The sequence below is a fragment of the Mucilaginibacter sp. UYCu711 genome (genome assembly GCF_050433825.1).
Classification (GTDB): Bacteria; Bacteroidota; Bacteroidia; order Sphingobacteriales; family Sphingobacteriaceae; genus Mucilaginibacter.
Map to the genome: position 1 here is coordinate 688,354 of NZ_JBNPWM010000001.1, position 15,931 is coordinate 704,284.

17 protein-coding genes are annotated in these 15,931 nt (G+C 41.6%); 14 read left to right on the forward strand and 3 right to left on the reverse strand.

The genetic code is table 11. The annotated features are described in order from the left end of the window. From ABIB50_RS03205 to ABIB50_RS03235, 7 genes are all read left to right on the forward strand, one after another. On the forward strand, positions 1-1,095 hold the full coding sequence (locus tag ABIB50_RS03205) for a mechanosensitive ion channel family protein (RefSeq protein ID WP_429377203.1): 1,095 nt from the start codon (positions 1-3) through the stop codon (positions 1,093-1,095). A gap of 77 nt (positions 1,096-1,172) precedes the next feature. Then, positions 1,173-3,026 (forward strand): mechanosensitive ion channel family protein, encoded by a 1,854-nt coding sequence (locus ABIB50_RS03210; protein ID WP_429377204.1) that lies wholly within the window; start codon positions 1,173-1,175, stop codon positions 3,024-3,026. A 50-nt stretch (positions 3,027-3,076) separates the two neighbouring features. After that, the gene (locus ABIB50_RS03215; protein ID WP_429377206.1) at positions 3,077-3,292 is read left to right on the forward strand and encodes a hypothetical protein; all 216 of its coding nucleotides are present in this window, start codon (positions 3,077-3,079) and stop codon (positions 3,290-3,292) included. 15 nt (positions 3,293-3,307) lie between these two features. Then, the gene (locus ABIB50_RS03220; protein WP_429377208.1) at positions 3,308-4,552 is read left to right on the forward strand and encodes a cation:proton antiporter; all 1,245 of its coding nucleotides are present in this window, start codon (positions 3,308-3,310) and stop codon (positions 4,550-4,552) included. A gap of 31 nt (positions 4,553-4,583) precedes the next feature. Next, positions 4,584-5,477 carry a mechanosensitive ion channel family protein gene (locus ABIB50_RS03225; RefSeq protein WP_429377209.1) on the forward strand — a complete coding sequence of 298 codons (894 nt, stop codon included), beginning with the start codon at positions 4,584-4,586 and terminating at the stop codon, positions 5,475-5,477. Further along, positions 5,474-7,222: an APC family permease gene (locus ABIB50_RS03230; RefSeq protein WP_429377210.1), complete on the forward strand. Its 1,749-nt coding sequence runs from the start codon at positions 5,474-5,476 to the stop codon at positions 7,220-7,222. The genes ABIB50_RS03225 and ABIB50_RS03230 overlap by 4 nt, the downstream gene beginning before the upstream one ends. Before the next feature lie 50 nt (positions 7,223-7,272). Further along, the gene (locus ABIB50_RS03235; protein WP_429377211.1) at positions 7,273-7,743 is read left to right on the forward strand and encodes a DUF2147 domain-containing protein; all 471 of its coding nucleotides are present in this window, start codon (positions 7,273-7,275) and stop codon (positions 7,741-7,743) included. Here the strand turns inward: ABIB50_RS03235 and ABIB50_RS03240 are convergent. Further along, a complete protein-coding gene (locus ABIB50_RS03240; protein WP_429377213.1) occupies positions 7,736-8,179 on the reverse strand; it encodes a hypothetical protein in 444 nt (147 codons plus the stop codon). The two genes, ABIB50_RS03235 and ABIB50_RS03240, sit on opposite strands and share 8 nt — an antisense overlap. Positions 8,180-8,458: 279 nt before the next feature. On the opposite strand from ABIB50_RS03240, the gene ABIB50_RS03245 reads away from it, so the two are divergent. The 7 genes from ABIB50_RS03245 to ABIB50_RS03275 all read left to right on the forward strand — a co-directional run bounded on the left by ABIB50_RS03245 (position 8,459) and on the right by ABIB50_RS03275 (position 13,101). Further along, positions 8,459-8,776, forward strand: a complete 318-nt coding sequence (locus ABIB50_RS03245) for an HPF/RaiA family ribosome-associated protein (protein ID WP_429377214.1) — start codon at positions 8,459-8,461, stop codon at positions 8,774-8,776. 12 nt (positions 8,777-8,788) lie between these two features. Continuing rightward, the gene (locus ABIB50_RS03250) at positions 8,789-10,294 is read left to right on the forward strand and encodes a trypsin-like peptidase domain-containing protein (RefSeq protein WP_429377216.1); all 1,506 of its coding nucleotides are present in this window, start codon (positions 8,789-8,791) and stop codon (positions 10,292-10,294) included. Between the two features lie 10 nt (positions 10,295-10,304). Then, positions 10,305-10,739 carry a hypothetical protein gene (locus tag ABIB50_RS03255; RefSeq protein ID WP_429377218.1) on the forward strand — a complete coding sequence of 145 codons (435 nt, stop codon included), beginning with the start codon at positions 10,305-10,307 and terminating at the stop codon, positions 10,737-10,739. Between the two features lie 21 nt (positions 10,740-10,760). Beyond that, on the forward strand, positions 10,761-11,000 hold the full coding sequence (locus ABIB50_RS03260) for a hypothetical protein (protein WP_429377219.1): 240 nt from the start codon (positions 10,761-10,763) through the stop codon (positions 10,998-11,000). 3 nt (positions 11,001-11,003) lie between these two features. Further along, positions 11,004-11,393, forward strand: a complete 390-nt coding sequence (locus ABIB50_RS03265; RefSeq protein ID WP_429377221.1) for a hypothetical protein — start codon at positions 11,004-11,006, stop codon at positions 11,391-11,393. Positions 11,394-11,554: 161 nt separating this feature from the next. Then, on the forward strand, positions 11,555-12,655 hold the full coding sequence (locus tag ABIB50_RS03270; RefSeq protein ID WP_429377223.1) for an AI-2E family transporter: 1,101 nt from the start codon (positions 11,555-11,557) through the stop codon (positions 12,653-12,655). Between the two features lie 62 nt (positions 12,656-12,717). Beyond that, the gene (locus ABIB50_RS03275) at positions 12,718-13,101 is read left to right on the forward strand and encodes a TraR/DksA family transcriptional regulator (RefSeq protein ID WP_429377461.1); all 384 of its coding nucleotides are present in this window, start codon (positions 12,718-12,720) and stop codon (positions 13,099-13,101) included. A 446-nt stretch (positions 13,102-13,547) separates the two neighbouring features. On the opposite strand, the gene ABIB50_RS03280 is transcribed toward ABIB50_RS03275, so the two are convergent. Beyond that, the gene (locus tag ABIB50_RS03280) at positions 13,548-14,462 is read right to left on the reverse strand and encodes a hypothetical protein (RefSeq protein ID WP_429377224.1); all 915 of its coding nucleotides are present in this window, start codon (positions 14,460-14,462) and stop codon (positions 13,548-13,550) included. A gap of 22 nt (positions 14,463-14,484) precedes the next feature. Then, positions 14,485-15,924 carry an MBOAT family O-acyltransferase gene (locus ABIB50_RS03285; RefSeq protein ID WP_429377225.1) on the reverse strand — a complete coding sequence of 480 codons (1,440 nt, stop codon included), beginning with the start codon at positions 15,922-15,924 and terminating at the stop codon, positions 14,485-14,487. Positions 15,925-15,931: the final 7 nt, after the last annotated feature.

Here is a 15,931-nt window from a genome sequence, read left to right on the forward strand (position 1 = left end):
ATGGATGATCAATTCACACAATGGTCGCAACATGTTCCGGCCTGGTTATGGAATATCGGGATACTGGCAATTGCTTTACTTACCGGATTTTTAATAAAGGCTGTGATCACTGCATTGCTGCGTTTTCATAAGCGAGATACCGGATATTCTTTTTTTTATTCGTTGCTTAAGCATACCGGGCCGGCGCTTAACCATTTTCTTCCGATACTCACGCTAAATATGCTGATTTCCTTTATGCATTTGGGCGGTGATAACCTGGCGTATTTAAGCAGGATAGCAGCTATACTGCTGACGATATCATTAGCGGCACTATTGGTCAGTTCTATTCAGGTTTTTGAGGACTATGTTTATCATATTTACGATCTCGAAAAATCTGATAACCTCAAAGAACGAAAAGTGCGAACTCAACTGCAATTTATCCGGAGGGTGCTGGTATCGCTTATCATTCTTATCGCACTTGCAATTGTTTTACTGAGTTTTGATAGTGTCCGTAAGATCGGTGCGGGCTTGTTGACCGGCGTGGGCATCGGCGGTATTATTGTAGGTTTGCCGCTCAAAAATCTCTGGGTAATTTCCTGGCCGGCTTCCAAATCGCTTTTACCCAACCCATACGAATTGGTGGTGGAGGGGGAATGGGGTAAGGTGGAAGATATTTCTTTTACCTATGTGGTGTTAAGTATCTGGGATCAGCGAAGGCTGATATTGCCGATCACGTATTTTATTGAAAAGCCTTTCCAAAATTGGACCCGCAGTACCGCTGAGATATTGGGGCCCGTTTTCCTGTATGTGGATTATACTTTGCCGGTTGATGAATTGCGGACCGAATTAACCAGGTTATTAAATGAATCGCCATTATGGGACAAACGGGTAGGCATACTCCAGGTAACCGATTCAAAAGGAAACGGCACTATGGAATTGCGCGCTTTGGTCAGCGCCGCAAATTCCTCTGACGCATTTGATCTTCGCTGCTATATCCGGGAAAATTTACTGAAATATGTTCAACAGCAACATATCACAGCTTTACCGCAAAAACGAATTATTTTGAAAAAAACGGTGATCTGCAAACCCCTGTTTAACACTCTGCGTGGCTGCTGAATTTCTTAAGGGCATAACTTTTACCTGCTTTAACGATATTAATTCTTTACTTTTAACCCACAAGCTGTGCATTCGCTATGAAACTATTGTATGCTCTTCTCATCATTTCCTTTTACCTGATGCCTGCCTATGCGCAGCAGGATACAATCAAACAGCAAAAAAAAGATTCGATTCTTAATGTTCAGCTGGACCGTCAGCAAAATAGAGTAAAACAGCTTTCTGCCGAACGACTGGCTTATTCCTTGAAAAAAGCCGAACTGGAAAAGCAATTATCTACCGCTGACAATTTTAAAAAAGCTCAACTTTTAAAAGAATTAAATACTTTTCGCCAAAAAGATTCTTTGCGTACCGTACAAAGAAAACACCAGATCGATTCCCTGCGTTTCTTTGTTAAGGGGTTTCCGGTTATTCCCTTTAGGGACACGCTATTTTACCTGTTTACCCGGCAGGGAAGTTTTACAGCACAGGACCGCGCGGCCGCCATAGGCAGCCGCATTAATAAACTAAGTTCTGCGTACCATTTTAATTCTGATTCCATAAAACTGGTAGAGACGGAACAGACCACCGATCTCATTTTTCGCGACCAACTGCTGATCTCTGTTTCAGAGCAGGATGCGTTGTGGCAGAACACCACACGGGTTAAACTGGCAGAATTGATCAAAAACAAGATTGGCAAAGCGGTGATCGAGCATAAGGAAGAAACTAAATGGCAGACCATTCTGAAGGAAAGCCTATTAACGTTACTGGTTATCGTCATCGCTGGTTTGATGCTCTACGGAGTTAACAGGCTGTTTAAACGCTGGCGACAAAAACTGGCACGGCAAACGGGATGGTTTGCCGGGGGTATCCATATTAAAAGCTATGAACTGCTCAACGCAGGCAATGTGCTTAAGGCTTTACAAAAAGTGCTGACGGTTGCTAAATGGGCTGCTATTATTCTCATTATCTATCTTGCGCTGCCTATCCTTTTTGGCATTTTTCCGTTCACAAAGGATTTTTCAAACACATTGCTGAATTATATTACCAATCCGTTAAAGGCCATTGCACATTCGGTTTGGGATTACATTCCCAACCTGATGACCATCCTGGTACTGGTGGTCGTATTTCGTTATGTGCTTAAATTCTTTAAGTTCATTGCTTCTGAAATAGCCAAAGGTGACCTGAATATCCACGGCTTTTATCCTGACTGGGCCAATCCAACTTACCAGATCATACGGGTGCTGATATTGGCATTTATGTTGATCGTGATTTTTCCTTATCTGCCCGGTTCAGACTCGGGTGTTTTCAAGGGCGTCTCCGTATTTATGGGCGTGTTGTTCACCTTTGGCTCGGCGGGGGCTCTCGGTAATATAGTGGCCGGTTTAGTCCTGACCTATATGCGGGCATTTAAAATAGGAGACCGGGTAAAAATTGGTGAGGTGACGGGCGATGTTATAGAAAAAAGCCTGCTAGTGACCCGGGTAAGAACAATTCAGAATGAAATTATTTCTATCCCTAATTCGACAGTGATGAGTAATCACACCATAAATTTCAGCAGCGATGCTCCGGAGAAAGGACTGATCATACATACTACCGTGACTATAGGCTATGATGCACCTTGGCGGCAAATACACCAATTACTTATAACTGCCGCATCTTCGACACCTATGATCGAACAGGACCCAATGCCTTATGTATACCAAACAAGTTTGGATGATTATTATGTGAGCTATAGGATCAATGCCTTTACACGGGAGCCTAATAAACAGGCAGCAATTTATTCAGCGCTGCACGCTAATATTCAGGACAAGTTCAATGAAGCGGGGGTAGAGATCATGTCCCCTCATTATAAAGCATTGCGTGACGGAAATACGACCACGATACCGCCTGATTATTTGCCAAAAGATTATCAGGCACCTGGCTTTGTAACAGAGACCCGCAAAAAAAGCTAAACATTTTGTGTTTTTTTGGCTTGTTTATGTAAACTTTAATCAATTTGATCATGAACAAAACTTTAGGAATAATTTTATTAGTAGCCGGGATCGCTATGCTGATCTGGACAGGCTTTACTTATACCAAAAAGGAAAAAGTAGTGGATGCGGGGCCAATTCAAATTTCAGCCGACAAAGAACATTCCGTTAACTGGCCCCCTTATGCAGGTGGTATATTGGTTATTGGTGGTATTGTATTATTAGTAATGGACAAGAAAAAAGCCTGATCGGTTAGTATATAGATGCAGACACAGGAAATATTAACCATAACTATCGTACTGGCAGCAATATTTGCCTATGTCAACAATAAGATGATCAAATGGCCGCCAACTATTGGTATCATGGCCCTCTCGCTGATTTCTTCAATCTTGTTAGCGACGCTTGGCTCGCGTTCACTGCTATCCGATAAAGCGGTTCAGTTAGCGTCCTCGGTCGATTTTCAAGACGTACTGATAAACTTTATGCTTAGCTTCCTGCTGTTCGCGGGTGCTATTCATATTGACGCGGTTAAATTGAAAAAGGAACGCTGGCCAATTTTAATGCTTGCTACACTTGGCATTTTAATCTCGACATTCTTTGTCGGCGGAAGCGTTTATTACCTATTTATACTATTCAAGCTACCGATTCCATTTATTTATTGTTTACTATTCGGTTCACTGATTTCGCCAACCGACCCGATCGCAGTATTGTCAATTCTTAAACAGCAAAAAATTCCGGAATCGCTTGAATTAAAAATATCCGGAGAGTCGCTTTTTAATGACGGGGTGGCTGTTGTGATCTTTATTACCATCGCTGAAGTCGCACGTTCGGGGGGAGGTGATTTTTCTATCCTTGCTGCGGGCAAATTATTTTTACAGGAGGCGGTGGGCGGTCTCATCTTCGGCGGATTGCTTGGTTATCTGGGTTTTTGGGCTCTCCGATCTGTTGACGATTATAAAGTAGAAGTATTAATCACACTGGCCATTGTTATGGGCGGTTACTTTACGGCGGGAAAGCTGCATATCTCCGGCCCGCTCGCCATGGTGGTCGCGGGTATTATTACAGGGAATAAGGTAAAGGAAGAAGGGATATCAGATGAGTCGCGAGATTATTTGGGTAAGTTTTGGGAATTGATCGACGAGATATTGAATGCGGTGCTATTTATGCTTATCGGGCTGGAAATGCTCATCATTAAGGTTAACACTACCATCTTGCTTATCGGTCTTATCGCTATCGGACTTACCTTATTGGCACGCTGGATATCGGTGATATTTCCTGTCTTTTTATTAAGATATAAGATCAGGTTCGAGCGCAATGCGGTGGCCGTGCTGACCTGGGGCGGACTGCGTGGCGGGCTGTCTGTTGCGATGGCGCTTTCATTAGGCTCAGGCATGCACCGCGATGAGTTTGTATTGATCACTTATATGATCGTCGTGTTTTCTATAATTGTACAAGGGCTTACAATCGGTCGGTTAGCCAAAAAACTGCAGACAGTACCCGCAAGTTAGAAAATACGGGGAGTTTTAAACAAAGGAAATTATGGATATTAATAAAGCCTATGAACTGATTACGCAAAAGCTGATAACTTGGCTACATAACCTGATTCGTTTACTTCCAAATATTCTTTTAGCTGCGATTATATTAGTCTTAGGGTTTTATGTGGCAAAATGGCTCAAGAAAATTGCGGCCAGTCTGATCAAACGCGTTTCGGATAACTCTTCGTTAAATAATTTATTCGTTTCAATCGTTTATATCTTTTTTATTGGTGTTACCTTATTTACTGTACTCAGTGTATTGCACCTGGATACAGCAGTTACATCAGTACTCGCCGGGGCGGGCATTTTGGGGTTAGCGCTGGCCTTCGCATTTCAGGACATTGCCGCTAATTTTATTTCCGGCATCTTTATTTCTTTTCGGCGGCCGGTGCATATTGGTGACATTGTGAAGATCAAGGACTACATGGGTAAGGTGGAAGAGATCAACCTGCGTGACACCGTTATACGCACGTTTCAGGGTCAGATGGTTATAATCCCTAATAAGGATGTATTTCAAAGCCCGATTGAAAATTTTACGCTTTTAGGAAAACGCCGGGTAGACCTGACCATCGGGGTATCTTATGGAGATGACCTCGATAAAGTCGAAACCATAACGTTGGCAGCTGTCAGGGATATTACAGGTCTGTGCTCCGAAGAGCAGGTAACGCTTTTTTATAAAGAGTTTGGTGATAGTTCGATCAACTTTGTATTGCGATTGTGGGTAAGTTCTACCAGTCAGCCTGATTTCCTCCGGGTGGGCAGTGAAGCTATCAAGCGGATAAAGAAGGCCTACGATGAAAATGACATCATGATTCCCTTTCCCATCAGGACATTGGACTTTGGTATTAAAGGTGGTGTTCCCCTGGACGACGTAAAATTAAATGGCGAAACAAAATGACGAAGTTAAAAATGCCTATCATAAAACTTAACCAGTTACAGGCGACTGCCATTTGCGGTAATGATATAAGTTCGTCCTGCCTCTATGTATCTGCGTTAACGATCATGTATGCGGGACAATACGCCTGGATCTCGTTACTGATCGTCGCCTTGGTCTTATACCTGTTCCGGAAAATCTACGGAGAAGTGGTCGGTGCTTTGCCTTTAAATGGCGGCGCTTATAACGTGTTGTTGAATACAGCATCTAAAAGAATGGCGGCTTTTGCAGCTTGCCTTACGATTCTTTCTTATATGGCAACTGCTGTAATATCAGGTTATGAAGCCATGTATTACTTCAAGGGTATTATCCATAATCTGCCGTTAACACCGGCTACAATTTTGTTACTGGGTATTTTTATGATGCTGGCTATCATTGGTATTGGCGAATCAGCTATCGTAGCAGTTATTATTTTCATCACGCACTTGGTAACACTTTCATTACTGGTATTCGCGAGCCTTTGTTTTTTGGCTCATAATGGATTATCTGTATTTAGTTTTAACTGGGCGCAGCCGGTGGAATCAGGGAGCCTGCTCAAAGCACTTTTTTTTGGATTCTCTGCTGCGATGCTGGGTATATCCGGATTTGAAAGCTCAGCCAACTTTGTTGAGGAACAGGAGAAAGGTGTATTTCCCAAAACGTTACGTAATATGTGGGCGGTAGTCAGCTTTTTTAATCCGGTGATCGCTTTGCTGGCTTTATGCATCCTCCCTATAGCAACTATTCACGGTCACCAGGAATCGCTGTTATCTTTTATGGGGCAGACGACTGGCGGCTCGTGGTTAAGCTGGGTCATCTCACTGGATGCGGTATTTGTACTGAGCGGCGCTGTGCTGACTTCCTATGTTGGTGTTACGGGCCTGGCGGAACGGATAACCCTTGACCGCATTCTTCCAAATTTCTTCCTCGCCAAAAACAGGCGAGGGGTTAACTACCGCATTGTAATCGTCTTTTTTATATTATGCATTTCAGTGTTGCTGGTTACCCACGGCAATCTTGTTAACCTGGCCGGCGTTTACACTTTCTCTTTTCTGACTGTCATGGCGCTCTTTGGCGTTGGGAATTTATTGTTGAAAGCCAAACGAAAATCGCTGCCCCGGCCCGAACGAGCACCGGTACTTTCTATTATGCTGGCCATTGGCCTGATCATTGCCGCTTTCCTGGGAAACATGGAATTGAACCTGCTGTCCTTTTATGTTTTCATCAAATATCTTATCCCTACTTTATTATTTGTTGTAATCATGTTAAACCGTGTTCGCGTTATTACCTGGTTAATTTATCTTATCAAATATCTGTATCGGCCGTTAAGGGGCTTTGCGGTTAAGGGTAGCAGGCGACTGGAAAGATTGTCAAAAAAAATCAGTTCCCAGGAACTGGTATTTTTTACGCGCGGTGATAATGTGGCTATCCTTAACCGCGTTATGATCTATGTAGAAGAAAACGAAACGACCAAACGATTAAAGATAGTACATATCACCAACCCCGAAAGTAATAACACCGCGTTAAAAAAAGACATTGAAGTTTTAGACAGGGCTTACCCGGATATAGAGATCGAGTTTTTAGAGATCGAGGGCAAGTTTGGGCCGGATATTATTGACGAGCTGTCTGGAAAATGGGAAATTCCAAAGAATTTCATGTTTATCGGATCGCCCAGTGATAAGTTTTCCTATCACGTATCAGAATTGGGCGGAGTACGGCTGATCATGTAATCCCGGAGCAGCGTAAAATTAAACTATCAAGCTATGGGGGTCTAATAAATATGTCAGCTATTCAAAAAACATTTTTCAGTTGGTTAACAATATTTTTGACCACTATTATGTTTTCCGGAAATGTCATTGCGCAAGCTGTTCCTGCACGGGAACGCATTTGTGGTAAATGGGAAAATAAGGATAAAACTTTAAGGATACAGATATATACGGATAAAAATAATTTTCAAGCCAGGATCATCTGGTTCAGTGACACAGAAGGCAAGCCGATGAGTTACTGGAAAGACAAGCACAACCTCAACCCGGCCCTGCGCAACCGCACCATATTAGGCATGAGTATTTTGAGCGGTTTGCGGTATAATGCTAAAGAACATACCTGGGAAGATGGTATGGTTTATGACTCTAAGCATGGGAAGGAATGGAACGCTTCTGCGGAGATCGACCCGAAGGGAATATTAAAAGTGCGGGGATACTGGCATTTCAAGTTTATCGGAAAAACCATGAATTTCCACCGGATCAAGTAGGATCACCTGTTAATCCTTTGATCGGTATCGGGAATAGAAAATCGTCCAATACATGGTCGTGTTTGGCGGATACGTGATCTTTAAATGCTTTCATGCTATGGTGCATCATTGCCGCATTAGCAGGATCCAATTTACGCAGCAATTCTTTGATCTTTCTCAGTTCTACCTTGATGGCTACGTCCCGTTCCAGTTTGCCTTTTGGTAACTGGTTGTCTAACATTTCGAGGTTGGGCTGATAGTTTTTTTGCGCTTCTTCATAAAACCCGGTCAACAATGGAAGGCAATTGTAAGTTTCCAGGTCGTCAAAAGAAACGGCTTGTTCTTTTTCCTCTTCCGAAACAAAGCTATCCATATTGGCGGCCAGTAACGAAATATATACCGGATATTTTAAAAACTCATGAAGTTCGGTTTCGGAGAGTTGTTTAAATAAGTTCATATTATTACAACGACAGTTCTCTTAAATAGTTGCAGATCCCCCATGGTGAAACAAAAACAGCAACAGGGTGTTGAATTTATAAAGGTTTATATTCTGTTATAATTTTTCTTCCAAATTATACTAAATAACAAAACCTCCCCTAAAAAACTTCGGACTTCTCTGTATTGCGGTGCTTTTCGTTATTACCGCAGAAGACTAAAAAACATCCGACATCCGGGCGTATCATAATTTTAAACGCAAAATAATAAGAATAAACAAATAATAAATAGATACAAAACCATGCAAATACAGATCAATACTGACCATAACATTGACGGAAATGAGCGTTTAAATGCTTACTTCGAAACCAAAATTACTGACGCTCTATCACGGTTTGAACAGCACCTTACCCGGATAGAAGCACACCTGACCGATGAGAACGGGGAAAAAAAAGGAAAAGATGAAAAGCGATGCCTGCTGGAGGCCCGGTTGGAAGGCATGGAACCTATAGCGGTTTCCGGGTTGGGTGATAACATAGAACAAGCGGTTGGTCATGCTCTTGAAAAGATGAAGGCCAAACTGGTTACCGTAACCGGGAAATTAAAAGAACATATTTAAGATCGGCATAACATGAACAAGTTAGCATTGATGGGTATAACCGCTGTAGTGGCCGCGGCGGTTAGCTTTACCACCATTAAGGTCATGCAGCCTGGCGGCCTTTCGGTCGGTTCGGCGGAGGCGGGTAATCCGTCTTTTCGTTTCGCTGATAACCGTAACAGGGGGAAAGCAACAGCTGATATCCCTGAATTCACAAAGGCTGCGGCTTTGGTTACGCAATCAATTGTACATATCAAAGTTAAACTGAACCGCCCGGCTGAAAATGAAGGTGCTTACGGCGGCTATTATGGCCCGACCCAGCGCGCAGTGCCGGTCATGGCTTCTGGTTCAGGAGTGATTTGGAGTAAGGACGGTTACATTGTTACTAATAACCATGTGGTGGAAGGTGCGACGGATATCGAAGTGATCCTGACGGATAAGCGGATCTTCCCGGCTAAACTGGTAGGGCGTGATCCCAACACCGACCTGGCGCTGATTAAGATCGGCACCAATGACCTAACGCCGATAACACTCGGTAACTCGGATGAGGTAGAGATTGGCGAATGGGTGTTGGCGGCGGGTTACCCGTTTTCATTAAACACCACCGTAACGGCTGGTATTGTCAGTGCTAAAGAGAGAAGTATCGGGATCATTGGGAAGGAAGGCAAACAACAAGATGAACAGTCCGGGGCAACGACCGCCATGAGTTCGGCAGTGGAAGCTTACATCCAAACCGATGCGGCGATCAATCCCGGCAATAGCGGCGGGGCGCTGGTTAATACCAGCGGGCAACTGATCGGCATCAACGCGGCCATCGCTTCGCAAACCGGCAGTTATGAAGGGTATGGTTTTGCCATACCCGTAAACCTGACCAGCAAGATAGTGGAAGACCTGCGCAAATACGGCCAGGTAAAACGTGGTTTGTTAGGCGTAAGTTTTCCTTCACCTGCTACAGAAGATCAATTTCTGATCCAGCAGGGGATTAAGCCAGGCAGTATAAACGGCGCTTACGTCACGGGAGTTCAAAGTGGAAGTGCGGCAGCCGCAGCCGGATTAAAGGCCGGTGACATTATCCAGGAGATTGATGGCGCAAAGATCAGCTCATCTGTGGAGTTATCTGAACGCATCGCACGTCACCATCCGGGTGATGATATTAAATTGGACTATCGCCGCGGCACGGCGGTCAACAGCACGAATGTTACGCTTAAAGCACAGGAAGCGCTGCCGAAAACAGACGAACTTGTACCGCAGGCGTTAGCCTCGAAACTGGGTGCATCCTTTGCGCCGCTTAGCGATGCATTTAAACAGCATTTCCAAATGAATACGGGCCTGGCTGTAACAGCTATAGTTGCCGGTGGATTGTTTGAACAGATCGGAATACAAAGGGGCTCTATCATTATCAGCGTAAATGGCAACCGTATTAATACGGAAGATGATCTGAGCAGGGCTTTTAAAGCTGCTACTAACGGTATAGCCCGCTTTGCGTGCATCACGCCGGACGGCTCACGGATCGTATTCAATTTATCACTCGGCGCTTAAAAATAATATTATGAACACATTTAATGAACTTTCTACCCATGAACAGCAGGAGTTTTTAAAATTTCCGGTCTACGTATCTTTACTGGCAGCTAACGCAGATGGTACAACAGACGATGCAGAAAAGAACACTGCAATTGCTTTCGATCATACCAAAACTTATACAAGCAATATATTGCTGGCGGGATATTATCAAAAAGCAGATCAGGTATTCCGGGTGAACTGGAACGAGTTGGACGCGTCATTACCCAAAGGGCAAGTTGAACGAAAGACCGCTTTACAAGCAAAATTAGGCAAATTGGAAATGTTATTGAAAAAATTTGATGCTGATTATCAATCGGTGATGCATAAAAGCATGCAAGCATTAAAAAATCACGTTTCGCACGCTCATCATAACATTTTGGAAGATTTTTTATTTCCGGTACCGATAAAGGGATTGAATATTTAAGTTTTCTCAAATTTTTTAAACATGAAGATCACGATAACAGAACCCGCAAAAAACAAGACACTAAACCTGGAAGCCATCCCTGAAAGTTATATTGGAGGCTGTACCTGGAGGATTGAAATTTCTCACGAAGCCCCATTCATTGTTAGCCAGGAGACTGGTGTATGGACAGTGATCGGGCGCACAAACATAAACCCGGAACTGATTAACCAGATCGGTATCGCTCTTCATCCCATTGCACGTTACACCTCTTTTAATTCTTAAGTTATGACCACTAAAAAGAAAATTTTTTTGATCATTGGCGGCGTTTTATTGATAGCGCTCATTTCCATGATATATTATCGGTACTATTTTGTTTTCGGCCAGGGTGTAAAAGCTGGTCAGCTCAATTATTTTGTGGAAAAAGGCTATTTGTTCAAGACAAATGAGGGCAGGCTGATATTAGCGGGATTCAAAACTCAACAGCCGGGTACGATAGCATCCAATGAGTTCATGTTCTCAGTTACAGATTCTAAACTGGCCGATACGCTAAACCACCATGCCGGTGGGATACTACAACTTCATTACAAAGAATATCTTCATACGCTGCCTTGGCGGGGAGTGAGCCAGTTTGTAGTAGACAGTATTTATTCAATAGAACCAGGAACTAAACCTTAAAATCAATAAGCTTTATATTAAGTTGCTAATTTTCAAAAAATTCCATTTATTCCTCTGGAATAATATAAAGAATAGTAGTTGCCTTATCGAATCGAATTTTTAAAGTTGAATAAATCTCTCAAAAATATAGAAAGAAGTAACTTGCTGAAGATAGACTAAATATGGAACAAACTACTACTTCATTAACGCGCGCTGTTCAATACTTACTGTTGTTATTTTTGTTGTTTGCCGGATTATATTTTTCAGCCGGAATATTAATGCCTATAGCACTGGCAGGGATAATGGCCATACTTTTTCTTCCCTTAAGTCGCTGGTTGGAGAAAAAGGGGATTAACCAGACGGTAGGTGCTTTGATTTGCGTCCTGTTGCTGCTTTTAGTGTTCGGCTTAATGATCTTCCTATTTAGCTGGCGCGTGTCTAACCTGCAGGCCAACCTTGACCAAATGGAGCAGCAGGCCAATAAATATATCGGGCAGTTGCAGCAATTGATCAATGACCGGTTCGGGGTTTCCAAAGAGCAGCAGGACGCAATGCTAAAAAAACAGAGTTCGTCGGGAGCCGGAAACGTAGCTACTTATATAGCTTCTCTTGCGGCGGGTTTTTTGGGATCGCTCACCACCGGTATCTTGGTGCTAATTTATATTTTTCTGTTCATCAATTCCCGGAAGCATTTTAAGAACTTCATTTTGAAGCTAGTTAAAAAGGAGCATCAGGCTAAAACAAATACCATCATAGAAGAAGCATCCGGGGTAGCACAGAATTATGTATCAGGACTGGCTAAAATGATCGTTTGTTTATGGGTCATGTATGGCATTGGGTTCTCCATTGTCGGTGTGCAAAATGCTTTCTTTTTCGCAATTCTTTGCGGCACGCTGGAGATCATACCTTTTGTGGGTAACCTTACCGGTACTACACTAACCGTTTTAATGGCAGTAGCACAGGGTGGCGGCAGCACGATGGTGATTAGTGTGTTGATTACTTACGGACTCGTGCAGTTTATTCAAAGCTATATTTTACAACCTTTGGTAGTCGGTAAGGATGTCGATGTTAATCCTTTCTTTACCATTATGGTCTTAGTATTAGGCGATACTTTATGGGGCATTGGGGGCATGGTGCTTTCTATCCCGCTATTAGGGATGTTAAAGATCGTGTTTGATCATATCGAATCTTTAAAACCCTACGGTTACCTGATTGGGAACGGGGAAGGAAAGAAGAGCGAAAAGCCTCTCACAACTAAGATCAAAGCGCTCTTTAAAAAGTAATTCTGATGGTTTTGTACCTTCGGAAATTTAATTAATATCGCCATGGCGAAGTAAAACAGATGATGAACGAAGAATTTAAAAAGAACCGATATTCGGATGATGAATTAGCAGAATTTAAAGAGCTGATCTTATCTAAAATTGCGATAGCTAAAGAGGAGTTGAACACCCTTGCTACAGCTTTAAACGTATCTAACACAAATGGTACCGATGATACAGGTGGCACGCATCAAACTCTGGAAGATGGTGCGGTTACACTTGAACGCGAATCTACTAATCAGTTAGCAGTTCGACAACGCCGATTTATTGACCAGTTAGAACTGGCGCTGATCAGGATTGGTAACAAAACCTACGGTATATGCCGGGAAACCGGTAACCTGATCCGGAAAGAAAGATTAATGGCAGTGCCGCATACAACATTGAGCATGGCAGCGAAACTGAAACAATAATAATATTACACTGAAGAATCTTTAAAATAGTAAAAGGTGTTGTACTTGCACGGCCATTGCAAAACAAGTAAAAAAAATGCAGTTTTATCATCATAGTATAGGAGCGGTTACAGTGCAAAGTATTTTCAAATTGCAAGATTTGGATTCTATTTGGAAAAATCGCAAATTATTCTTTAATTAGTAGGGGAGTTCTCCACATTTTATCAGTAAGAAACGTCCTAAAATCAGGTCGAAAAAAGCGGTTCTATTTTGTTCCTGAATCGTTGTAACCAACTGATAATCAGCGATAAATTATTTTCTGTATCGGAAAGTAACCGAATTGTTAATAAAATTACAATTTTTAGTGGAAAGTTTTTTTTACAAACTTTGACATCCGTTAGATAACTGGTTAGGTACACTATCGGCCTGTACAGTTTTTTAATTGTGCCATCAATTGTTTTTTGCACCTACTCCAGGATTCCGTCTAGCACCCGCGTTTTCTTTACCGTATCTATCAAATCCCTCGTAAATATTCTTGATCCAAGTGTATTTGTGTGTTCAGTATTATTGAAATACTTTTTTTGATAAGAGAGTCTGTTTTTTGAATAGTCAAAAAATGGTATGTTATATTTTTTACTGTAGCTTTTAAAATAAGCAAATATTTGACTGCGGTTAATAATTTTATTTTGCCCTGAATAGTATTCGGGAGGATAAACAAATATTACCTTGATATTTAGTTTTTTGCATTGGGCCAAATAGTAATCAAATAGCTTTAACATAACGGGGTCGTTGTCTATTTTAACTTTGTAATTATTATCCTCCTGCCAGGGTTTGGTCATACTTCTAAATCCGTGTTCGTGATAGTTCTCTCTTGTACCAAATGTAGACCGGTAGTAATACCAAACATCGAAGCCTTTACCGTAATACCTTACCAGCGGTATATAATAATCTAAGAGTTTATAGCCATCATATTTAATAGTTGCCTCCTTTACCTGTTTATTCCAAAGCACATAAGGCAAAAATTGATAAGCCTGGAAAAGCTGGGTACCTTTTTGGAACATAAAAACATCCAGGCTATGAATAATAACTTTGGGCCTTTTATTATATTTTATTAATAACTGCTGCCTTAACCATTCCATTTCAAAGCCGTAGCCTACAATTCCCAGGTTATAGGCTCTGGTACGCAAACTATCGCCAAGCATTGTCGGGTCTATCATTCCCTGTGCCCTTGACGATCCTTGTACTATTACATCAGAATTAACTTGGCCTGTGTACAATGCCTTCCATATTTGGAGTTCGCCATCGCTATTTTTTAATTGGTTGGATATAAAAATGTCTATCACGTACGATAATATAATGATAGGACCAAAAAAGGCCATCATACGTAACAAAAATCTTTTTATACTAGAACTGGACATATATAAAATTTTGGTTTGAACCCGCAAAAAAGAAAATGACCCAAAATATAAAATAATAAAAGCCCCACCTGATAAATGCAGGCCAGCTGCCACCAATTTTAGCAAGGCCGTATTGATGGTCGCGCCCCAGCCACTCTATTACTATAAACATCACCAAAAAACCTAGGCTATGCTTTGATGACCAATCAGGAATATGAAATAACGATATGGACATAATTCCTTTAATAAAGCCAAATGCCATACTTAAATTATCGGCCCGGAAAAAAATAAAAGCTATGTTGACCAGGAAAAAAGTTGATAGAATATTAAAAAACTCAGTGGGCGAGGGTAGTAATTTACCGTGCGTTATTTTTTTATTTTTATTGACCTTGCCTGTAATGATCAACGGGATAAAGTAAATGGCATGAATCAAGCCAAAAGCCCCATAGGTCCATTTTGCGCCATGCCAAAAACCTATGGTTATAAAGTTTATAAATACGGCTAGCATCAAACCGGACTTCCCCATATCCCTGAAAGCGATGGTGAGGGGGGTAAACAAGTATTCAGTAAGCCATTGGGTTAATGACATATGCCACTTACGCCAAAATTGTGCTGTATTTTGGGCGAAAAATGGATAGTCAAAGTTCTTTGTTATTTTTAGTCCAAGCAATCTTGATATACCGATAGCCATATCAGAATAACCGGAAAAATCAGCATATAGCTGAATAGAGTAAAGGAAACTGATAAGTAATAAGGTGCTCCCGTTTTGGTGCTGATAGTTTGTAAATATGGCGTCGGTATTAAGTGTGAGGTTATCCGCTATTACAACTTTTTTGAAAAGTCCCCAACCAATTTGTTTTATGGCGTCTACAGAGTCATCAAAGTCGAATTCACGCCTTCGCTGTAATTGCGGTATTAGTACTTTGCTTTTATCGATCGGCCCGGCAATTATAGCAGGAAAAAAGCCTACGTATGTAAAAAATACGCACCAGTCGTCAACAGCATTTATCTTGCCGTTTTTTATATCAATAAGATATCCAATTATTTTAAACGTATAAAAACTTACACCTAAGGGCAGTATTATATTTAATAAATGGACATCGGCGTGGAGTCCCAATTTATTCAAACCTATCGTAAACGACTCTATGAAAAAATTAAAGTATTTAAAATAAATCAATTGACCTAGGCCAATAATAACACCAATATTTGCTAACAAACTCTTGCGCTTTTGTTCTTTTGCTGCTGCGATATATCTGCCAAGTAAAAAGTTTATGAGTGAATTAAAGATGAGTAATAGCAAAAACCGGCTATCCATTAGGTAATAAAACAAATAGCTGGCAAATAATAGCGATAGGTTTTGCCAGCGTAAGTTGTTTCTAAACAAGAACCAATATAACAGGAAAAACGCCGAAAAGAAAATAGCGAATGGGATAGAGTTAAAAAGCATGTTCCAA